Annotated in this window: 17 protein-coding genes; 16 read left to right on the top strand and 1 reads right to left on the bottom strand. The window is 40.8% G+C overall.

What is annotated here, in order from left to right; genetic code table 11:
• Window positions 1-15 precede the first annotated feature (15 nt).
• The 8 genes from ACUW85_RS00530 (at window position 16) to xerC (ending at window position 8606) form a co-directional block, all read left to right on the top strand.
• Complete coding sequence (locus tag ACUW85_RS00530) at window positions 16-249, top strand: YozE family protein (protein WP_016897095.1); 234 nt, start codon at window positions 16-18, stop codon at window positions 247-249.
• Between the two features lie 58 nt (window positions 250-307).
• A complete protein-coding gene (locus ACUW85_RS00525) occupies window positions 308-1879 on the top strand; it encodes a S41 family peptidase (RefSeq protein ID WP_048727379.1) in 1572 nt (523 codons plus the stop codon).
• A gap of 94 nt (window positions 1880-1973) precedes the next feature.
• On the top strand, window positions 1974-2534 hold the full coding sequence (gene lepB, locus ACUW85_RS00520) for a signal peptidase I (protein WP_048727376.1): 561 nt from the start codon (window positions 1974-1976) through the stop codon (window positions 2532-2534).
• Window positions 2535-2639: 105 nt separating this feature from the next.
• Entirely contained in the window at window positions 2640-3515 is an 876-nt protein-coding gene (gene ylqF, locus ACUW85_RS00515; protein WP_026466079.1) for a ribosome biogenesis GTPase YlqF, read from the top strand.
• Entirely contained in the window at window positions 3516-4325 is an 810-nt protein-coding gene (locus tag ACUW85_RS00510; RefSeq protein WP_149358450.1) for a ribonuclease HII, read from the top strand.
• Between the two features lie 67 nt (window positions 4326-4392).
• The gene (gene dprA / locus ACUW85_RS00505) at window positions 4393-5313 is read left to right on the top strand and encodes a DNA-processing protein DprA (RefSeq protein ID WP_259345322.1); all 921 of its coding nucleotides are present in this window, start codon (window positions 4393-4395) and stop codon (window positions 5311-5313) included.
• Window positions 5314-5508: 195 nt separating this feature from the next.
• A complete protein-coding gene (gene topA, locus ACUW85_RS00500; RefSeq protein ID WP_149314589.1) occupies window positions 5509-7587 on the top strand; it encodes a type I DNA topoisomerase in 2079 nt (692 codons plus the stop codon).
• An 83-nt stretch (window positions 7588-7670) separates the two neighbouring features.
• On the top strand, window positions 7671-8606 hold the full coding sequence (xerC, locus tag ACUW85_RS00495; protein ID WP_149314590.1) for a tyrosine recombinase XerC: 936 nt from the start codon (window positions 7671-7673) through the stop codon (window positions 8604-8606).
• Between the two features lie 53 nt (window positions 8607-8659).
• Here xerC and plsY read toward each other — a convergent pair whose 3' ends face one another.
• Entirely contained in the window at window positions 8660-9262 is a 603-nt protein-coding gene (gene plsY / locus ACUW85_RS00490; RefSeq protein WP_149314591.1) for a glycerol-3-phosphate 1-O-acyltransferase PlsY, read from the bottom strand.
• Between the two features lie 273 nt (window positions 9263-9535).
• Between plsY and parE the strand changes: the two genes are divergently transcribed.
• The 8 genes from parE to glpK all read left to right on the top strand — a co-directional run bounded on the left by parE (window position 9536) and on the right by glpK (window position 22208).
• Window positions 9536-11626, top strand: coding sequence for a DNA topoisomerase IV subunit B (parE, locus tag ACUW85_RS00485; protein ID WP_396027398.1), 2091 nt, complete (start codon window positions 9536-9538; stop codon window positions 11624-11626).
• On the top strand, window positions 11626-14088 hold the full coding sequence (gene parC / locus ACUW85_RS00480) for a DNA topoisomerase IV subunit A (RefSeq protein WP_048727356.1): 2463 nt from the start codon (window positions 11626-11628) through the stop codon (window positions 14086-14088). Before parE ends, parC begins: the two co-directional genes overlap by 1 nt.
• Window positions 14089-14294: 206 nt before the next feature.
• On the top strand, window positions 14295-15476 hold the full coding sequence (locus tag ACUW85_RS00475) for an acetyl-CoA C-acetyltransferase (RefSeq protein ID WP_048727353.1): 1182 nt from the start codon (window positions 14295-14297) through the stop codon (window positions 15474-15476).
• 120 nt (window positions 15477-15596) lie between these two features.
• Complete coding sequence (locus tag ACUW85_RS00470) at window positions 15597-16448, top strand: aldo/keto reductase (protein WP_149358446.1); 852 nt, start codon at window positions 15597-15599, stop codon at window positions 16446-16448.
• A gap of 131 nt (window positions 16449-16579) precedes the next feature.
• Window positions 16580-17509, top strand: a complete 930-nt coding sequence (locus tag ACUW85_RS00465; RefSeq protein WP_149358445.1) for a manganese-dependent inorganic pyrophosphatase — start codon at window positions 16580-16582, stop codon at window positions 17507-17509.
• Window positions 17510-17615: 106 nt separating this feature from the next.
• A complete protein-coding gene (gene trkA, locus ACUW85_RS00460; RefSeq protein WP_182022998.1) occupies window positions 17616-18995 on the top strand; it encodes a Trk system potassium transporter TrkA in 1380 nt (459 codons plus the stop codon).
• Window positions 18992-20443, top strand: a complete 1452-nt coding sequence (locus ACUW85_RS00455; protein WP_048727338.1) for a TrkH family potassium uptake protein — start codon at window positions 18992-18994, stop codon at window positions 20441-20443. The genes trkA and ACUW85_RS00455 overlap by 4 nt, the downstream gene beginning before the upstream one ends.
• Window positions 20444-20681: 238 nt before the next feature.
• Entirely contained in the window at window positions 20682-22208 is a 1527-nt protein-coding gene (glpK, locus tag ACUW85_RS00450) for a glycerol kinase GlpK (protein ID WP_182022999.1), read from the top strand.
• The last annotated feature ends 3 nt before the right edge of the window (window positions 22209-22211 follow it).

Genomic DNA, 22211 nt, shown 5'->3' with positions numbered 1-22211 from the left:
CAATAAGAAAGAGTGATGATTACGCAGTCCTTTTATCATTATGTACAAATATTTAGAAATGCCGATTTACTAGATAGTGACCAGCAGGCGCAGTTTGCTGAGCTGGTCTTTTTAGATGGCGATTTTCCAAAATCAGCTAGCGATTTTGAAACAATTAGCAATTATATTGAATTAAACCAGCGCTATTCTGACTACGTATCGACATTTGATGAAGTTTGGCAATCCTACGCCGATAAATACCAAGTGTAGGAGGAAATATTGGGTAAATATTTGAAACCAACATGTCTATCAGAAAGTAGTGAATCATATGTCAGAAAATGAAGATTTAAAAAACAAAGAAAATAATAAAAATAGCAATGAAGAATCAGATAAAATAGCAGTTACTGAGGAAGAAGTCCATTCAAGTGGTCGAGACGGACATGAGCTGGGTAATGACCAAAAACCTAAAAAACGCGGGGTTTCTTGGCTAGTATATATCCTGACCATCCTTATCGTTGGTGGGGGAACTTTTGTTGGGACATCTTACGTCTTAACTGGCCGTTTACCTGGTCAAAGTGTTATTACAGGGTCCTCAGGTACGGCTCTAACCACCAGTGAAATCCAAAAAATCCAAGCTGCCTTCTCTACAATTGTGGGAGACTACGTAGAAGATGTGGACCGGGATGCGGTTGTTGACGGGGCTATTTCTGGGATGACGCAAATCCTTGAAGACCCATATTCTCAGTATTTAACCGATCAATCAGCTCAACAATTAGATGAGACCATCGAAGGGTCATTTGAAGGTATCGGGGCTGAGATCATGGAAAAAGACGACTACATTCAAATTGTCAGCCCAATTAAAGGGTCCCCTGCTGAGGAAGCCGGCTTAATGGCTAATGATATCATCACAGCTGTAAACGGTGAATCCATCCAAGGTTATACCGCCACAGAAGCAGTCGCTTTAATCCGCGGTGAAGCAGGCAGTGATGTTGTTTTAAAGATTCAACGTGGTGAAGATACTTTTGACGTAACAGTCACTAGAGATACCGTTCCAATTCAAACCGTTTATTATGAAATGTTAGAAGGGCAAGATAACACTGGTTATGTTCAAATTACTAGTTTTTCGACTCCAACATACGACGAATTGGTTGCAGCTATTGAAGATTTAAGATCACAAGGAGCTGAGAAATTTGTCCTAGACGTTCGCAGTAACCCAGGTGGTTTATTAACTTCTGCCCTACAAATCGCCAATATGTTCCTAAATGATGGGGATACCATTATGCAAGTCCAAGAAAAAGATGCGGATCCTTACGTATATGAAGCATCAGACGCTGATTACGGCGACTTCCAAGTTGATGAAGATGTGGTCTTATTAGTAGACGAAGGGTCTGCTTCAGCTTCAGAAATCCTAGCTGCAGCTCTACAAGAATCTGCAGGTGTACCAGTAGTTGGTAGCCAAACATTTGGTAAGGGGACCGTGCAAAATGTCTTCTCCCTTGAATCTGATTCAGAACTGAAAATTACTATTGCCAAATGGTTAACACCAAATGGTACTTGGATCAATGAAACAGGGGTAACGCCGGATGTTGAAGCTAGCTTACCGGATTATGCATCTCTAACCTTAATTGATACGAGCCAAACTTACCAAGAGGGCGATGTTTCAGAAGCGATTCAAAATATTGAAGCGATTCTAGTGGCTTTAGGATACCAAGATAGCCAAGTGGATGCTGTTTTTGCAGAGGATACAACTAGCGCTGTGCTAGCTTTCCAAGCGGACCAAGGACTCGCTGAAACAGGTGTGATTGATACGGAAACAGCAAGTGCCATGATTTCGGCTATCCAAGCATTAATCGCTTCTAATGACACCCAACTAGACAAAGCAGTAGAAGTTCTGGAATAATAAGGACAAAAGCGCTAAAATAGTAGGGTGCTATAGGTACAAATGACTATGCTAAAAGAATGGGTAATAGAACCCAGTGAAAAGGATTGACCTTATGAAAAAGTTTTTTGATGAAGTATTTTCAGTTGTGATTTCTGTTGTGATCGCGCTTGTTATCTTCTGGGTGGTTAAAACTTATTTTTTCTATCCCTTTAGAGTAGACGGCGATTCGATGGCTAACACAATGATAGATGGGGACCGGTTTGTCCTAAGTTTAACGGATGATATTGACCAGTCAGATATTGTCGTTTTCCCTGCACCAGATGGGTCTGGCGACGAGTATGTGAAACGGATTATTGGGGTTCCAGGTGACACGATTGAATACAAAGATGATGTTTTATATATCAACGACGAAGCAATCGATGAGCCTTATTTAGATTCTATTAAAGAAGACTACTTTGAACGATTCCCAGATGATTCTACTTTCACTAATGACTTCACGCTTGAAGAAATTACCGGTGAAACAACTGTCCCAGAAGGTATGTACTTCGTATTAGGAGACAACCGTGAAGTGTCTCATGACTCACGATACTTCGGCTTTATTGATGCTGATAGCGTGGAAGGAACTACCCACTTTAGATATTGGCCATTTTCCGACTTCGGTAGTGTACAATAAAGTAAATATAGAGTAAAAATAGATTTGAGATGTAAAAACAGTAGCAAATATGCATTAAAAAGTTGGCGCACTTAGCCAACTTTTTTACATGAAAGGAGCTTAACCATGGCACATATTCAATGGTATCCTGGCCATATGGCTAAGGCAAAAAAAGAGGTTCAAAGTCAACTGAGCGCTGTAGATATCGTCCTTGAAATTAGGGACGCTCGTATTCCAACAGCCAGCATGAACCCCATGTTAGATGAAATCATTAAAAATAAACGCCACATGATTGTTTTAAATAAACAAGATTTGGCCGACCCCCAACAAACCAAAGAGTGGGTCAAAGCTCTGAGCGGTGAAAACAAATTGGCCATTGCTTTGGATTCTAAAAAATTAGGGGACATGAAAATTTTCCGCCAAGCCCTAAAAGATTTCACCCAAGACATCCAAGACAAATGGCGCAACAAAGGTATTCTACACAAGTCGATCCGAGTAATGGTTATCGGGATTCCAAACGTTGGTAAATCAACCTTTATCAACCAGTTTACCAAGCAAAAGAAAGCCCAAGTAGGGAATAAACCAGGGGTTACTAAAGGCCAACAATGGATTAAAATAGATAAAGATTTTGAACTATTGGACACACCAGGTATTTTATGGCCGAAATTTGAAGACCAAGAAGTAGCTGACAAATTGGCCCTAACTGGTGGGATTAAAGACACCCATTTCTACAAGGATGATGTGGCTTTATTCGCCCTAGAATTCTTCCTACATCATTACCCGGATGCCATCAGCAACCACTACCCAATCAATGCCGAAGACGTCCATCCGCCTTATCCTGACCTACTGATGGCCTTAACCAAGCGTATGGGCATGTTAGAAGACTACGACCGCGCTTCAGACAAGATTATCCGTGACTATCGAGACGGTAAATTGGGCCGCATGACCCTAGACCGGATTGAAGAATACCAAATTTCAGAAAATATTGAGGTAAGTGATTAAATGACTGAGGAGAAAAAGACAGCCTTTGACCTCGCTGACTTAGGTAATTTAAAAATCGGCCAAATTCAAGCCTACTTGGCCTCAAGTGAGGTTGATCCAGTCTACGTACAGGCCTTACGAGAAGATAGCCGCAAAGGGGTGCAAAACGCTTTATTACGCTATGACAAGGCCATAGTTAAGCAACAAGCCATCTTAGACCAGATTGAACAGCTGAAAACACGAGAAAACGAATTGCATCAACAAGGCTACCAATTGATAGCTGGGGTAGATGAAGTTGGACGTGGTCCTTTAGCTGGCCCGGTTGTGACAAGTGCCGTTATTTTGCCTAGTGACATGCCTCCTGTCTACTTTAATGATTCCAAACAGTTATCCCATGCAAAACGCCAAGCCTTGGTGGCGGACATTGAAAAATATGCCATTGCTAAGACAATCGGGATCCAAACAGCCCAAGAAATTGATCAAACCAACATCTTAATTGCCACAAAGCAAGCCATGATGTCTGCTTTAGATCAATTGCATCCGGCACCTGATTATGTCTTAATCGATGCTGTTCATTTGAATGACTACAAGAAGACGCCTCAAGAAGCTATTATCAAGGGCGACGCGACGGTTTATGCCATTGCAGCAGCCTCCATTTATGCTAAGGAATACCGGGATAAATTGATGGCAGAATACGCAGACTTATATCCAGGTTACGGCTTTGAAGCCAATGCTGGGTACGGGACTAAACAACACTTAGATGGCCTAGAAAAATACGGTCCAAGTCCTATTCACCGCAAGACTTTTGCGCCAGTGAAAAATTATGTATAAAAATCAATCAATCTAAATGGTCAAATTCAACCACCTCCTACGTATATACATGTAAAGGGGTGGTTTTTTGTTATTTGAAATTGAAAATCCGTATATGGATATGATGCTCAAAAATGAGGAAGATGTTTTAGCTATGACAGAATCTATGCTGGTTTATGCCTTTGAATCTGGTGTATTTACCTACCGGGAATTGGCCGATATGATTCAAGCCCAAGTGACTACACTTGAAGAATTAGACAGGCATATCCAAGGGCTTCAAGATACACAGAAATTAAAGGCCTGGGGTCGATTTAAGCAAAAGTATTCACTTGCTTATTTTAGAAAATTGTACAAAAGGTACCATATTCATCCGGTGACCATCCTTAGTACGCAAACATATCCAAAGGCCTTACTGCAAACCTACCAACCTAATTTAGTTTTATTTTGTCAGGGTGATTTAGCTATTTTTCAAAAACCTGCTATGGCTGTTGTAGGATCAAGAAAGATGTCTGTCTACGGTAAAGCAGCTATTGACCAGCTAATCCCTGAATTAAGTGAAGCCGTGGTCATTGTCTCTGGTTTAGCCAAAGGGGTGGATGCCTATACCCACCAAGCAGCCATGTCTGGGGGCGAAACCATTGCGGTTATCGGGACGGGCTTGCTGACTTCATACCCAAGTGACCACCACAAGTTGCAGGCAGAAATTGCCCAAAATCATTTACTCGTTTCACCACTACCTAACCACGCTAAAATTCAACGCTGGCATTTCCCTTACCGAAATCTAGCTATTGCTGGACTCAGTCAAGCGACTATGGTTATTGAGGCGGCAGAAAAATCTGGTTCTTTAATTACGGCTAATTATGCCTTACAAGAAAATAGACTAGTTTTTGCAGTGCCAGGACCTATTTCGAACCCTTTATCTGTAGGAACCAACCAATTAATTTACTACGGTGCAACACCGGCATTACAGGCTTCAGAAATTTTGCGCGACTTATTTTTCAATGTATAGAAAAACTTAATTTTTGCCTGTGAATTTTCCAACAAACAACTTTCTTCTATATATAATGTGCATATATTGCTTGCTTATTTTATCTTTAGGTTATATATTCATTTGTAGCTATTAATTTTCATATTTGACAAAAGCTATTCTTCTAGCATAATATGTAAAGCGATTTAGAAATGGATATCAGAAAGGAGCTTGTCGTTGGCATATAAATATTTAGTAATCGTAGAATCTCCGACGAAAGCCAAAACTATAGATAAGTACTTAGGCAGAAATTATAGAGTTGTAGCCAGCAAAGGTCATCTACGTGATTTACCAAAATCGCGTATGGGAATTGATCTTGAAAATGACTATGAACCGGACTACATCAACATCCGTGGTAAAGGGCCTTTAATCAAAGAGTTACGTAAAGATGCAAAGAAAGCTGAAAAAGTCTTTCTTGCGAGTGACCCGGACCGTGAAGGGGAAGCAATTGCTTTCCATTTAGCCCACATTTTAGGCTTAAACCCTGAAGACCCAATCCGTGTAACCTATAATGAGGTAACCAAAGAAGCTGTTAAAGAGGCGATCGCAAACCCACGTCCGATTAATATGGATCTAGTAGACGCCCAACAAGCACGTCGTGTGTTAGACCGTTTAGTAGGTTACAATTTATCCCCGATGTTGTGGAAGAAAGTGAAGAAAGGTTTATCCGCTGGTCGGGTACAATCCGTTGCTTTACATATGATTATCAACCGGGAAAATGAAATCCGCGCCTTCAAACCTGAAGAGTACTGGACAGTTGAAGGGTCATTTATTAAAGACCGTAAGACCTTTAAAGCTAACGCTTCAAAATTCAAGGGTAAAAAACTTGATTTGAAAAATGAATCGGATGTTAAAGCGTTCATGGCGGAAATTAAAACCCAAGACTTCACAGTTGAAAACGTAACGGAAAAAGAACGTAAGCGGAACCCGCAAAAATCTTTTACCACGTCATCAATGCAACAAGAAGCGGCGAAAAAATTAAACTTCCGAACCCGTAAAACTATGATGGTGGCCCAACAACTATATGAAGGAATCAAACTAGGTAGCGGAGCGCCAGTAGGTTTGATTACTTATATGCGTACCGATTCAACCCGTATCTCTGATTCAGCTAAAGCCGGTGCAAAAGCATATATTACCAATACTTATGGTAAGGAATACTTAGGTTACCAAGCAGCAAGCAAGAAAGCCCAAGGGTCTCAAGATGCCCATGAAGCGATTCGTCCTTCATCAGCTGACCGAACACCGGATGCTGTTAAAGATTACTTATCTCGTGATCAATTCCGCTTATATTCATTGATTTGGTCTCGTTTTATGGCCAGTCAAATGGCACCAGCCATCTATGACACTGTATCTGCTGATTTGGTACAAAACCAAGCGACTTTTAGAGCAAATGGTTCTAAAATTAAGTTTGAAGGTTACCAAAAAGTTTATACAGAAGCCAACAACAAAGATAATATCTTACCGGAATTAGTTAACGGTGAAACAGTGAAGTCTAAAGACTTAGAACCAAGTCAACACTTCACCCAACCACCAGCTCGCTATACTGAGGCTTCTTTAATCAAGAAACTAGAAGAAGATGGCGTTGGCCGTCCGTCAACATACTCACCAACCATCGAAACACTGATCAAGCGCTACTACGTAAAATTAGAAGCCAAACGATTTGAACCAACTGAACTAGGTGAAATTGTTGATAAGATGATTGCTGAATTCTTCCCAGAAATCGTGGATACGTCATTTACAGCTGATCTTGAAAAAGAATTAGATGAAATCGAAACGGACCAAAAAGAATGGGTTGAAGTTATCGATGCCTTCTTTAAACCATTCCATAAAGAGCTGGAAAAAGCTGAAGTGGAAATGGAAAAAATTGAAATCAAAGATGAACCAGCTGGCTTTAAATGTCCTGTCGATGGCGGTGAAATGGTCATTAAAATGGGTCGTTTCGGGAAATTCTATGCCTGCGCCAACTTCCCAGACTGTCGCCACACCGAAGCTATTGTGAAAGAAATCGGTGTAACTTGTCCGAAATGTCATGAAGGTCAAGTAGTTGAACGTAAATCGAAGAAAAATCGTATCTTCTACGGTTGCTCTAGATACCCAGACTGTGACTTTACTGACTGGAACAAACCAGTCGCTCGTGCATGTCCAAAATGTGACCATTACTTGGTTGAAAAGAAAATCCGTGGTGGTAAACAAATCGTTTGTCCAAACGGTGACTATGAAGAAGACGTGCAAAAAGGTGAAGCAATAGAAGCTTAAGACTTCTAAAAATAGTGACAAAATTTGAAAACATCCTTTTCATTGTGGTATATTTTAGCCACTACTAGAGAGGGTGTTTTTTAATGCCAACAGATGACTTTAAAGGCTTATTCAGCGACTATTTAGCCCATGAAAGACAGTATTCACCGGAAACCATCAAGGCCTATATGTCTGATTTAGAGAACTTTCAAGCCTTTATGAAGGATGCGGGTATAGACCAATTAGACCAAGTGGCTTACAGGGATATCCGGATCTATTTAGGTAATTTGCAGCGAGACGGTCTGTCAAGGAAATCTATTTCCCGCCACCTATCCAGTTTGCGTTCTGCGTACAATTTGCTGCTTAACCGTGAATTAGTCAGTGAAAATCCCTTTAATTATGTGAAAACTGCTAAAACAGGCCTTAAATTGCCTGATTTTTTCTATGAATCAGAAATTCAGTCATTATTTGATTCGGTTCAAGGAAACGATCCGATTGCCCTTAGAAACCGCGCCTTATTAGAATTCTTATATGGAACAGGAGCCCGGGTTTCTGAAGTAAGAGACTTAGCCATCAATCAAGTCGACCTAACAGCAGATATGGTCCTCTTACGCGGGAAAGGCAACAAAGACCGTTATGTACCAATCGGGTCATTTTGCCACGATGCCTTAGTAGATTACCTGGAAAATGGCAGAAGCCAACTCATGGCTAAGGGCCATTTTGATGATACAGAACACGCGTTCGTATTCGTCAACTACAAGGGCGAACAGTTGACTAGCCAAGGGATTGCTTACATTTTAGACCAAATTGTCAAAAAGTCAGCCACTACTTTGTCCATCCATCCCCATAAATTGCGGCATTCATTTGCCACTCATTTACTCAACAATGGGGCGGATATAAGAACTGTTCAAGAACTACTAGGCCATGCTTCCTTATCCACGACACAAATCTACACCCATTTATCAAAAGAAAAATTACGGGATAACTACCTACAGTTTCACCCCCATGCCAAACAGAAAAAAGAGCATCCCAAAGATTAGCTTGTTGAAGTGCTAATCTGGGATCGCTCTTTATTTTATTGATTTTGATTCATTTATTTTTTCTTGGCTTTGTTTAAACCAAAGGGCACTTTTGACTCTGTCCCTTGACGAATCCGTTTAATGTTATCTTTATGACGGACAACAACCAGGATTAAGACTAAAACAGCCGCAATTGTTAAGCCCAAGTCTTGGTAGAATAAGCTTAAAATCGTTGCAAAAATCACCGCAAAGATAGAAGAGAAGCTTACCATACTCGTGATGAATAAGGATACAAAGAATGATGCGATTGAAAACAAGGCAAATACCGGATGATAGGCTAAAACTACACCAAATGAGGTTGCCACTGCTTTACCACCATTAAATTTAAGGAATAGTGGGAATGAGTGACCAACGATGGCCATACCGCCAAATAGTAAAGGGTGTAAGCCAGGATTCAACCAGATCGCCAGTAAGACGGGGATAGCCCCTTTTACCATATCACAGATGAAAACAAGAACGCCTCCAATGGTACCAAAAGCTCGGAAGGCATTTGTCGTACCGATATTTCCTGAGCCGAATTGGCGAATATCTTTTTTATAGATGAGTTTGCCAACAACTAAACCAAAGGGAATAGACCCCAATAGGTAAGCGACGATTAGTAATAGAATCGTTAACATGATTTAATTCCTTTCAATAAATCTATAGACTCCCTATATTATATCATTAATTCAAAGGAATACAGTTATATGAGACAAATTTAAATATTGCAAACTTAATTAGCTAGTTATGAAAATCAAAAATTTTCCCAAGAATATTTTCTTTCTTTCGAATATTTTTAGGCTATAATGGATGAGTTACCCGCAAATAAATGGGCCTATTGATATTGATTCTATTTGGCAAATCAGCGATTTTAATATATGATGAAAAAGATTGAAAGTGGGGTAAACGATTTGGCCAAACCAACAAACCAAAATAATAAATCAACTTATGATGAAAGTTCGATCCAGGTATTAGAAGGCCTGGAAGCAGTTAGAAAACGTCCTGGTATGTATATCGGGTCAACAGATGCACGTGGTTTACACCATTTAGTGTATGAGATTGTCGATAACTCAATTGACGAGGCCTTGAGTGGATATGCTGACCATATTACAGTAACAATTGCTAAAGACGGTTCAGCAATTGTTACCGATAATGGGCGTGGGATGCCGATTGGTAAACATACTAGCGGTAAGCCGACTGTTGAGGTCATCTTAACGGTCCTTCATGCGGGTGGTAAATTCGGTGGTTCAGGTTATAAAACTTCAGGGGGTCTACACGGTGTAGGTTCATCTGTAGTAAATGCCTTGTCCAGCAAATTTATTGCCACAGTTCACCGGGACGGCAAGGAATACCACCAGGAATTTACCAATGGTGGTAAACCAGGCAAACCCAAAACAAAAGCCTTTAAAACCAAAAACACCGGCACTAAAATCCAATTTTATCCGGATGCTGAGATCTTTGGCAATATTAAATTTGACCCGTCAACTATTCGGGAACACTTACGTGAATCAGCCTTTTTATTAAAAGACTTACGTATCGACTTTATTGATGAAATCAACGAGACTGAGGAAACCTTCCATTATGCAGAAGGGATCAAGGCTTTTGTCGATTACTTAAATGAAGACAAGGACGTTTTACATGATGTCGTCTTTTTCCAAGGGGTTGAAAACGGGATTGAAATCGAATTGGCCTTCCAATATAACGATGGTTATTCGGAAACAGTCTTATCATTCGTCAATAACGTAAGAACTGCAGACGGCGGGACCCATGAATCGGGGATGCGCACAGGTTTAACCAAGTCTTTCAATGAATACGCCCGTAAGGTGGACTTGTTGAAGACTAAAGAAAAGAACCTTGAAGGGTCTGACGTACGAGAAGGGTATACAGCTGTCTTATCGTTACGGGTTCCTGAAGAAATCTTGCAGTTTGAAGGGCAAACCAAGTCTAAATTAGGGACACCACAAGCTCGTTCAGCTTCTGATAAAATCGTATCTGAAAACTTAGCGGTTTACCTAATTGAAAACGGGGAAGCAGCACAAATGCTGGTCCGTAAAGCTTTAAAAGCACGTGAAGCGAGAGATGCTGCACGTAAAGCCCGTGAAGCGTCACGTGGCGCTAAGGGCAAACGTAAGGAAGTCCTATTATCTGGTAAATTAACCCCTGCACAGGGCCGTAACGCCAAAAAGAATGAACTTTTCCTAGTGGAGGGGGATTCTGCCGGTGGTTCTGCTAAACAAGGGCGGGACCGTAAATTCCAGGCTATCTTGCCATTACGTGGTAAGGTATTAAACACTGAAAAAGCCAGCATTCAAGATATTCTAAAAAATGAAGAGTTGAACACCATCATCTATACCATTGGTGCAGGTGTAGGGGCTGAATTTGAGGTTGAGGATGCCAACTACGATAAAGTCATCATCATGACCGATGCCGATACCGATGGGGCCCATATCCAGGTGCTACTGCTGACCTTCTTCTTCCGCTATATGAAACCTTTAGTAGAGGCGGGTAAAGTCTATCTTGCTATGCCACCATTGTATAAGGTGTCTAAGGGTAAGGGGAAAAATGAGGTCATTGAATATGCTTGGACGGATGACGAGTTAAAAACTGTGACTGATAAAGTCGGCAAAGGCTATATCTTGCAACGTTACAAAGGTTTGGGTGAGATGAATGCGGACCAATTATGGGAAACAACTATGGATCCTGAAACACGTACACTTGTCCGGGTAACAATTGACGATTTATCCCTAGCTGAAAAAAGGGTATCTGTTTTAATGGGGAACAAGGTTGAACCTAGACGGAAATGGATTGAAGACAATGTGGCCTTCACCATGGACGAAGATGATACCCTACTTGAAAATGCCTCAGATACTGATGCTGGCGATAAGGAAGAAGTTGTCGAAATTTTAGAAAACCAAAATCAAACCAGTGTCACTGCTAACGAAGCTGCGGATGACGTAACTGGTGGGCAAATTAATTTATTTGATGAAGATGGTGATTATTAATGGTTGAAATTCAAAAATTAACATTAGAAGAGGTAATGGGTGACCGTTTCGGACGCTATTCTAAATACATCATCCAAGACCGGGCGCTACCTGATATTCGCGATGGATTAAAACCAGTACAACGCCGGATTTTGTTCGCAATGTTTCAAGAGGGGAATACCTCTTCTTCAAACTTCCGTAAATCGGCCAAAACAGTCGGTAATGTAATTGGTAACTACCACCCCCACGGTGATTCATCAGTTTATGAAGCCATGGTCCGGATGTCTCAAGACTGGAAGAACCGTGAAGTTTTAGTAGAGATGCACGGGAATAACGGGTCTATGGACGGTGACTCTGCAGCTGCCATGCGGTATACAGAAGCCCGTTTATCGAAGATTGCCGATGAATTATTGCGTGATCTTGATAAAGACACGGTTGAAATGATCCTAAACTTTGATGACACGGCTGAAGAACCAACTGTTTTACCAGCAGGTTTCCCAAACCTATTGGTTAATGGGGCAACTGGTATTTCAGCGGGTTACGCGACTGAAATTCCGCCGCATAATCTAGGTGAAATTATTGATGCAACAACTTATCTAATCGACCATCCAAATGCCACAGTCAATAAGTTGATGGACTTTGTTCCTGGACCAGATTTCCCAACGGGGGCTATTATCCAAGGGCGAGAAGAGTTGAAGAAAGCTTATACTACTGGACGCGGGAAAGTCGTTGTTCGGTCTAAGCATCATATTGAAACAGACCGTGGTGGTAAAGAGAAAATCGTGATCACGGAAATTCCATATGAAGTGAATAAGGCTAACCTTGTGCGCCGGATGGATGAGTTACGGTTGAACCGGTCAATTGACGGGATTCAAGAAGTCCGCGATGAAACGGACCGTAACGGCCTACAAATCGTGATTGAATTGAAAAAGGATGCAAGTTCTGATGCTATCCTAAACTACTTCTACAAAAATTCTGATTTGCAAATTAACTATAACTTCAACATGGTGGCCATTAATGACCAACGTCCTGAATTAGTTGGGATTAGAGAAGCTTTAAACGCTTATATCGGCCACCGTTATGAAATTATTCGTCGTCGGACAACCTTTGATTTAAATAAGGCCCAACGTCGCTTACATATCGTAGATGGATTGGTCAAAGCCATGTCTATTCTAGACCAGGTGATTGCGACTATTAGAAATTCTAAAAACAAATCAGATTCTAAATACAATTTGATTGAAGCTTTTGATTTTTCGGAAGCCCAAGCAGAAGCCATCGTAAGCCTACAACTGTACCGTTTAACCAATACAGACGTTACTGCCTTAGAAAATGAACGCCTACAATTAAACGAGGATATTGCTTCATACCAAGCAGTCTTATCTGACGACAAAGTGCTATACGGTCGGATGAAGTCTGAACTCAAAGCGATTAAGAAAGCCTACGCTTCTGAACGTCGTACTGAGATTCAAGACGAAATCCAAGAAGTCATCGTGAAGAAACAATTATTAATTTCTGAAGAAGACGTTATCGTTGTAGTTACCCGCGGTGGTTATATCAAACGGTCTAGTCTGCGGTCATTTAAAGCTTCTGGTATTGAAGAAGTCGGTTTACGCGACGGAGACCATGTACAATTCCTTGAAAAAATGTCTACTTTGGATCAGTTAGTATTCATAACCAATAAAGGGAACTACATCTTCCAACCAGTTTATGAATTACAAGACATCCGTTGGAAAGACTTAGGGGAGCATGTTTCGCAAAGAATTGCCTTTGCTAGTGACGAATCAATTATCGGTGTCTTTAAATACGATGAAAATAGCAAAGATAACCTCTTGCTTGCATCAGCTGCGGGTATGATTAAACAAACGGCATTGTCAGAATTCAAAGAATTCCGCGGTTATAAAAACAAATCGTCATTAGCTATGAATTTATCTTCTGACACTGATCAAGTAATTGGTGTTTACCGCATTGACGGCGCAACTGACCAAAGCCAAGCCCAAGTCATCTTAGTGACGCATTTTGGTTTTACCTTAAGATACAGCATTGATGAAATTTCGATTATTGGTGCGCGTGCTAAAGGGGTTAAATCTATTAACCTGAAACAAGATGATTATGTGGTTGGATTGTCATACGCAGCCGTTCCAGATGATAACTTGCAATTGATGATGGTGACCCAACGAGGGCATATGAAACGCTTGAAATGGGCTGAAATTAACGTTCTTGGGCGAGCTAAACGTGGTTTAGTGGCCTTAAAAGAATTGAAAACAAACCCACATCGTTTTGTTGCTGCCTTTGAAGTCATTGACACTAAACAGGTATTTGAAGTGCTTACAAGCCAATCTCATCGTGAAAACTTTAGAACAGGTGACGTGGCAATTGCCAACCGTTACTCAAACGGGTCAATGCTTGTAGACGAGAAAGATCATGGTCAAATTAGCTTAGTAACGCCGTTAATTGACTTCACGTCTTTTAATCCTGAAAAATAAATTTTCAATTAAGAATCCGAACGTCTGCCAAATTTTTATTGTTTTGGTAGGCGTTTTGTTATAGGCTAAGTTTAGAGAAAAACGATAATTACTTATCTTAGTATTGATAACTAGATATTAACAGCATTCTTCGCTATAATTAAAGAGATGAACATTTATTCGCGGATTTAAATCAAGAAAATGAATGAATGATAAAGGAGAGTTTTATGGAAGAAGTAGTCATTGTTGCAGCGAAACGTTCTGCAATCGGAAAATTTGGTGGCCAATTTAAAAGCATTTCAGCAGTTGATTTAGGGGTAGAAGTATTAAAAGAAACACTCGCTTCAATTGATTTAGACCCAAAAAAAGTTGAACAAGTGATCTTGGGGAATGTATTAAGTGCTGGACTTGGCCAAAACGTTGCGCGCCAAGTCGCCCTAAAATCAGGTTTGTCTAACGAATCTACTGCCGTAACCATTAACCAAGTTTGTGGTTCAGGATTGCGTACTGTCATGATGGGCGCACAAGCTATCATGCTTGGCGACGCTGATATTGTGGTCGCAGGTGGTACGGAAAATATGACTCGTGCACCATATGTGGTTGATTCCGCTCGTTGGGGTCAGCGTATGGGCAATGGTCAAATGATTGACACTATGCAACACGATGGTCTAACTGATGCCTTCTCAAACGATGCGATGGGGATTACAGCAGAAAATATTGCGGACCAATACGGGATTTCCCGTGAAGCCCAAGATGAATTTGCAGCCGCTAGCCAAATCAAGGCTGTAGCAGCGAAAGAGGCTGATCGTTTTGCAGAAGAAATTGTCCCAGTGACCATCCCACAAAAAAATGGGGTGCAAGTAGTGACTGAAGATGAAGGGCCACGTTCGGGTATTACACCAAAACGTTTGGGTAAATTGCAACCAGCCTTTAAAGAAGATGGGACAGTTACAGCAGGTAACTCATCAGGTATCAATGATGGGGCAGCAATGCTTGTCTTAATGTCTAAGCGTAAGGCCGATGAACTAGGACTTAAACCCATGGTATCCATTGCATCTTACGCAACGGGTGGGGTAGATCCTTCAATTATGGGGACAGGTCCAATCCCAACAACGATCAAGGCCTTAGAAATGGCCAATATTACAGCAGGAGACCTAGATTTAATTGAGGCAAATGAAGCGTTTGCATCCCAAGCTTTATGTGTAACCACAAGCTTAGAATTGCCAGCTGACAAAGTTAACGTGAATGGTGGGGCAATTGCCCTTGGTCATCCAATCGGTGCTTCAGGCGCCCGTATTTTGGTTACCTTGATCCATGAAATGCTAAAACGTCAGTCAGTTTATGGTTTAGCGACCCTATGTGTGGGCGGCGGACAAGGGGTATCCGTCATAGTAAAACAGGCAGTTTAACAAGTAGGGTGCACTTGCGCTTTTTTCAATATTTAAAGTCCTGCACAAGCAAATGATTTGGTCTCAAATGGGTTCATGGTAAACTAAGATTATAACTTAGAATTTGAAGGGAGCTATTCGATGACAATACCAACTTATACAGCGCATGATGGGACCAAAGTCCCACAAATCGGTTTTGGTACATACAAACTTAAAGGATATGATGGGGTAGAATCTATCCAGTCAGCCATAGAAGCAGGTTACCGTTACCTAGATTCAGCCTACAACTATGAAAATGAAGCAACAGTAGGTGAAGCTATTCGTCGATCTGGAATTCCAAGAGACGAGATTCAAGTGGCTTCAAAATTACCTGGTCGTTACCACAAATACGATGATGCCTTAGTGACTATTCAAGAATCATTAATGCGAGCAAACTTAGACTACTATGATTTTTACTTGATTCACTGGCCAAATCCAAAAGAAGACCACTATGTTGAAGCTTGGCAAGCACTGATTGAAGCCCAAAGACGTGGCTACATCAAAAATCTAGGTGTCAGCAACTTCTTACCAGAACATATTGACCGCATTGAGCGTGAAACTGGCGTCTTACCAGTGGTAAACCAAGTAGAAATGCACCCTTACTTCCAACAAAAAACGCAACGCGCTTACCATGAGGAGAAGGGCATAATTACTCAATCTTGGTCACCTTTTGTTCGCGCAAATGAAAAAATTGATAAATCAGTTTTAGAGAATGAAGACATCAAAGCAGTAGGTGCTAAATATGGTAAGTCTGCTGGTCAAACAATTTTACGTTGGCAAACGCAATTAGGGGCTATGCCAATCCCTAAATCAAGCAAGAAAGCGCGTCAAATTGAAAACTTAGACTTCTTTGACTTCAAACTGGATGAAGAAGACTTGGCCGTATTTGACCGTTTAGATAAGCCAGATGGCCGCGCAGCCAACCAAGATCCAGCGGTGTACCAAGAATTTTAGGCAAATATATCTTGAAATAAAGTTAAAAATCAACTTAAAAGGAATCTTTCGGATTTTTCGAAAAGTTCCTTTTTTCGATTTAATCTATGTTAAAATGTGAATATCATTGAATTTAAAAAGGAGCAATAAACGTGAATAAAATTTTAGTTTTTGGACACCAAAATCCAGATACAGATGCCATTACATCTGCTATCTCATATGCCTACTTATTAAACCAACAAGGACTTGAAGCGGAAGCAGTGGCCTTAGGACAAGTTAACGAAGAAACTGCTTATGCCTTGAATGAATTTGGTCAAGAGGCACCACGTGTAATTGAATCTATTGGAACGCAAACAGATACAGTTGCTTTAGTAGACCACAACGAGTCGCAACAATCAGTCGCTGACTTAGCAGAAGTTGAAGTGCATTCGGTTGTTGACCACCACAAAATCGGTGATTTCACAAGTGCCGCACCATTAACTTTCATTGCAAAACCATACGGTTGTTCTCAAACAATTATTTTCGAATTGTTCCAAGAAAAAGGCATCGAAATCCCTAAAGAAATCGCTGGTTTAATGCTATCAGCTATCATCTCTGATACTTTATTATTCAAATCACCAACAACAACTGAAAAAGATCAAGAAGTTGGTTTAGCTTTAGCAGAGATCGCTGGCGTAGATGTTGAAGCTTACGGTTTAGCTTTATTGAAATCAGGTACAAACGTAGACGCTAAATCTGCAAGTGAAATTGCTGATGGCGACGCTAAATCATTTGAAATGGACGGCAAACCAGTACGTATTGGTCAAATCAATGTCGTAGATGTTGACGATGTCTTGAAACGTAAAGACGAAGTGATTGCAGCAATGAAAGACTTAGTAGCTGAAAACGAATATACCGCATTCTTATTAGTGGTAACAAACATTTTAACAAGTGATTCAGAAGGTCTGTTAGTGGGTTCTGAAGACTTTATGCAACATGCTGAACAAGCCTTTGGCGGTCAAGTGAATGACAACCACATTGCTTTACCAGGCGTTGTATCACGTAAAAAACAAGTTGTACCACCATTAGAAGCAACATTTTAAGTAAGATTTTTTTAGGTAAAATCGCGAAGTGCCTTCCAAACAAGTTGTTTAGGGGGCATTTTGTGCATTTTTACTATAACTTTTATTGCAAGTTTTAGGAGGATATATGGATATTGTCGTTGTAGGAGGGGGAAAACTCGGAGAGGACATCCTTCATGGGTTAATTAAAGAAGGTCACAACCTGACCTTAATTGATAACGATTCGCGGGTCATTGATGATTTAATTGATGAGGTAGATATCAAGGGGGTAGTGGGTAACGGTGTTGACGTTGAAGTGCACCGTGAAGCCAATGTTCAAAACGCCCAAGTCTTTATTGCGGCTTCTCCTCATGATGAGGTCAATATTATTTCTGCCATGATTGCCAAAACTTTGGGGGCAGAGTTTTTAATTGTCCGCGTGCGTAACCAGTCCTTTACAGCGCAACAAGGTTTTATCCAATCTAATCTTGGCATTGATTACCTGATTAACCAGGATAGGGTTGCAGCTAAAGACATTATTCAAGTCATCGATTACCCGTCAGCCACCTTTGTGGAGCCTTTTTACCATAACCGTATGCACCTTATTAAAGTGCGGATTATGGAGAAGTCACGGATCGTCAACCAGTATATTCGAGACATTCGTCGTAATATTCCAGAAGTGATTGTGGTGGCAGTTGAACGTAACGGGGAGACCCTTATTCCAGACGGAAATTCAATCTTGTTATCAGGGGACTTTGTGGAGATTTTCGCCAAACGTGAAGCTTTACAGGACTTTTTCGTTGCTGCTGGCCATAAGAAAGTAAAACGATATAGATCCGCCTTAATCGTTGGGGGAAGCCGGATTAACCACTATCTGATTCCACTCCTACATGCTAGGGGGATTCATACCCGTTTGATCGAGCTAGATAAGAACCGGGCTTCTGAATTGGCCAACCAATTTACTAATACAGAAGTCATCTATGATGATGGAACTGACCAGTATGTCTTAAATGAACAACGAGTAGAAAATTTTGACCTCTTGCTGACTTTAACCAACTCAGACGAAGAGAACTTGATGGTGTCTTTATACGGGAAAAATGCCGGCGTTCGCAAAACCATTACCAAGGTGAACCGACCAGGCTTAATCCGCTTGATTGATGATAGTAAACTAGACGTGATTTTATCTCCTAGAAAGGCTATTGTAGACGCGGTAACCCGTCATGTTAGCTCAATTGCCTCTAGTCAAACCGACAAATTACAAAACTATGCCCGTTTATCAGACAATAAAACAGCCGTCCTAGAATTTGTCTTGAGCCCAGATTGTAAAATTCTTGCCACACCGATCAAAGATATGACTTTTAGACCAGGTTTGATGATTGGTTTAATCGTCCGCAACAAGGAAATGATCATTCCAAGTGGGGACGACGCCTTTATTCCTGGTGACCATGTCCTAGTTATCGATACCGAAGATCAAATTCGGAACTTTAATGACATCGTGGTGAAGAAGAATAGGAGAGATGGCGAATGAATTGGTCCTACATCCAATATTTAATTGGCCGGCTACTCATGGTCTTGTCGCTACTGATGCTGCCATCATTATTAGTAGCCGTTATCTACCAAAACGAAGTCAAGGTTATTTTAGCCTTTGTCGTCTCCATGATAATTACCTTTATTGCCGGTAAAGTCATGTCCTTTAGACAACCAGAGAAAGACGTATTCTTTGCCCGAGAAGGTTTCGTCTTAGTCTCCTTATCCTGGTTTTTGATTTCCATTTTTGGGGCCTTACCATTCTATTTGTCAGGCGCTGTCAATTCCTACGTCGACGCCTTATTTGAAGCGGTATCCGGTTTTACTACCACTGGTGCCAGCGTCCTAGTCGACACACTTGATGTATTGCCCGAATCCTTGATGTTCTGGCGGTCCTTTACCTTACTGGTAGGGGGTATGGGGATGTTGATTTTCCTCCTTTATGTCGTCCCAAATATGGGGGCAAAAGGAGTATATGTCATGCGAGCGGAGTTACCAGGACCATCGACAGGTAAGCTTGAATCTAGGGTCTCTTCATCGATCTATATCTTGTACTTTATTTATCTATTTCTAACAGTCGTATTCGCGGTCTTACTTTGGGTCGCCGGTGTACCATGGTTTGAATCTATGCTACTCTCTATGGGAACGGCCGGGACAGGGGGCTTTAATATCTACCCCGCCTCCATCGCCCATTACAATTCAAGGGTGGTTGAGACGATTTTGATGATCGCCATGTTTACATTTGGTTTAAATTTCAACTTCTTCTACCTTGCTTACGAAAGACGCTGGAGGGAAATCTTTAAAGACGAAGAGTTGAAATGGTATATCTATATCATTTTAGGGGCCTTAGCCATTATTTCTTTGGCCTTAATCCCTTATTACGACAACTTCTTCCGTATGATACACGATGTGCTCTTTAATATCGTGTCCATCATGTCAACTACTGCTTATACCACAGTAGATATCTTGGAATGGCCGATAGCTGCCCATACCACCATTCTATTGTTGATGTTTGTCGGCGCTATGTCAGGGTCTACAGCGTCCGGTCTAAAAGTTATCCGGATAGGAATTTATTTGCGGTCTATTAAACATGAAATCCAGCATTTACTTGCACCAAATAGGGTGATTCCTATGACCTATAACGGCAAACGTATTGAGAAAAATGTCCACTACGGGATTGTTTACTATCTTATGACCTATCTAGCCGTATTCGTTTTAATCCTAGTAGTTCTGTCATTTGATGCACAGAACTTTTCATCCGCATTCTCAGCGACCATCGCCACTATTTCAAATATCGGTGGGTCCCTTGATTTACTAGGGCCGTCACAAGATTATGGGTCCCTGTCTAATTTTTCAAAAGTCGTCATGTCAGTAGGGATGATTATCGGCCGTCTAGAAATTTATCCAGTGATCATTTTATTATCCAGATCAACTTGGCGAAAAGTCTAACGACCACTTGTATATACAATTTTGTTTTAACCTGATTGAAAAAAGGGGATTACACTATGTAAGCGCATCCCTTTTTTCATAGGTTTATCAACACTTTTGGTATTTGGCGCCAATATTTTGCAATGCACATTTGTATTTTTATTGACCAATTTCTAGTATTTTTTATTTACGTAGCGTATACTCACTTTGTAATGGAAGCGCTTATTTAGCAATTTTTTATTAAGTAGGAGGAATTATAATGAGTGAACAAGAAAAATATATCATGGCGATCGACCAAGGAACAACTTCATCGCGGGCAGTGATATACAACCATAAAGCTGAACCTATTGCTTCTAGTCAGAAGGAGTTTGAGCAAGTTTTCCCTAAATCTGGTTGGGTAGAACACAATGCGATTGAAATTTGGAACTCAGTACAGGCAGTAATCGCTGGTGCATTTATTGATGGTGGTTTACGCCCTGACCAAATCGCTGGTATTGGGATTACCAACCAACGTGAAACTACAGTTGTTTGGGAAAAAGATACTGGTAGACCAATTTATAACGCAATTGTTTGGCAGTCACGTCAATCTGCTTCAATCAGTGATAACTTGATTGACCAAGGTTTAAAAGAAAAAATACAGCAACATACTGGTTTAGTAGTTGATGCTTATTTCTCTGCTACTAAGATTCGCTGGATTTTAGACCACGTTGAAGGTGCCCAAGAGCGTGCTGAAAAAGGTGAATTGCTATTTGGTACGATCGATACTTGGTTGCTTTGGAAATTAACTAATGGAGAAGTTCATGCTACTGACTACTCAAATGCTTCTCGTACAATGTTGATGAACATTGAGAAACTTGAGTGGGACGATGAAATGTTAGCCATGTTAAATATTCCAAAAGCCATTATGCCAGAAATTCGCTCAAACTCAGAGGTTTACGGTCATACTGTTGGCTTCCACTTCTATGGCTACGAAGTACCAATTTCTGGTATGGTAGGGGACCAACAAGGTGCTTTATTCGGTCAATTAGCTACAGAAGAAGGTACTGTAAAATCAACTTACGGTACTGGTGCCTTTATCGTAATGAATGCTGGAAGTGAGTTAAAATTATCTGAAAATAACCTATTAACGACAGTTGGTTTCGTGATTGGTGACAAGGTTACTTACGCCTTAGAAGGGTCTGTATTTGTTGCTGGTTCAGCTATCCAATGGATTCGAGATGGTTTAGAATTAATTGAAAACGCTGCTGAAACTGAAGCTTTAGCTAACCAATCAATAAATGAAGATGAAGTTTACTTAGTACCAGCCTTTACTGGTTTAGGTGCGCCATACTGGGACTCTGACGCTCGTGGTGCAGCATTTGGTATCACACGCGGGACAACAAAAGCTGACTTCGCCAAAGCAACTTTACAATCAATTGCATACCAAGTTCGCGACATTACTGATACAATGAATAAGGATACTGGTATCGATATTCCATTACTAAAAGTTGATGGTGGCGCAGCAATGAATGGTTACTTGATGCAGTTCCAATCAGACATTACTGGTATTGAGATTGCTCGTGCTGCTAATCTTGAGACAACAGCCTTAGGTGCTGCTTATCTAGCTGGTTTAGCTGTTGGTTACTGGAAAGACATTGATGAATTGAAATCATTTACCCAACCAGGACAAACTTTCGAACCTAAGATGAATGACTCACATAAAGAAGACCTATATGCGGGTTGGACTAACGCAGTCCGTGCAACACGTGCTTACTCACAATACTTTAAAGAAGAAGCAAACGACTAATAC

It is taken from the genome of Aerococcus sp. 150760013-2 (assembly GCF_053627715.1).
Note: the sequence above shows the minus strand (reverse complement) of the source record. Positions and strands in the feature narration are given on the sequence as shown.

Bases quoted from the DNA above. Each gene is read 5' to 3' on its own strand.
- ACUW85_RS00525 (WP_048727379.1), top strand. From the start codon at position 308: ATGTCAGAAAATGAAGATTTAAAAAACAAAGAAAATAATAAAAATAGC.
- ACUW85_RS00475 (WP_048727353.1), top strand. From the start codon at position 14,295: ATGGAAGAAGTAGTCATTGTTGCAGCGAAACGTTCTGCAATCGGAAAA.
- ACUW85_RS00510 (WP_149358450.1), top strand. From the start codon at position 3,516: ATGACTGAGGAGAAAAAGACAGCCTTTGACCTCGCTGACTTAGGTAAT.
- glpK (WP_182022999.1), top strand. From the start codon at position 20,682: ATGAGTGAACAAGAAAAATATATCATGGCGATCGACCAAGGAACAACT.
- ACUW85_RS00530 (WP_016897095.1), top strand. From the start codon at position 16: ATGATTACGCAGTCCTTTTATCATTATGTACAAATATTTAGAAATGCC.
- parC (WP_048727356.1), top strand. From the start codon at position 11,626: ATGGTTGAAATTCAAAAATTAACATTAGAAGAGGTAATGGGTGACCGT.
- ACUW85_RS00455 (WP_048727338.1), top strand. From the start codon at position 18,992: ATGAATTGGTCCTACATCCAATATTTAATTGGCCGGCTACTCATGGTC.
- plsY (WP_149314591.1), bottom strand. From the start codon at position 9,262: ATGTTAACGATTCTATTACTAATCGTCGCTTACCTATTGGGGTCTATT.
- xerC (WP_149314590.1), top strand. From the start codon at position 7,671: ATGCCAACAGATGACTTTAAAGGCTTATTCAGCGACTATTTAGCCCAT.
- trkA (WP_182022998.1), top strand. From the start codon at position 17,616: ATGGATATTGTCGTTGTAGGAGGGGGAAAACTCGGAGAGGACATCCTT.
- lepB (WP_048727376.1), top strand. From the start codon at position 1,974: ATGAAAAAGTTTTTTGATGAAGTATTTTCAGTTGTGATTTCTGTTGTG.
- ylqF (WP_026466079.1), top strand. From the start codon at position 2,640: ATGGCACATATTCAATGGTATCCTGGCCATATGGCTAAGGCAAAAAAA.
- ACUW85_RS00470 (WP_149358446.1), top strand. From the start codon at position 15,597: ATGACAATACCAACTTATACAGCGCATGATGGGACCAAAGTCCCACAA.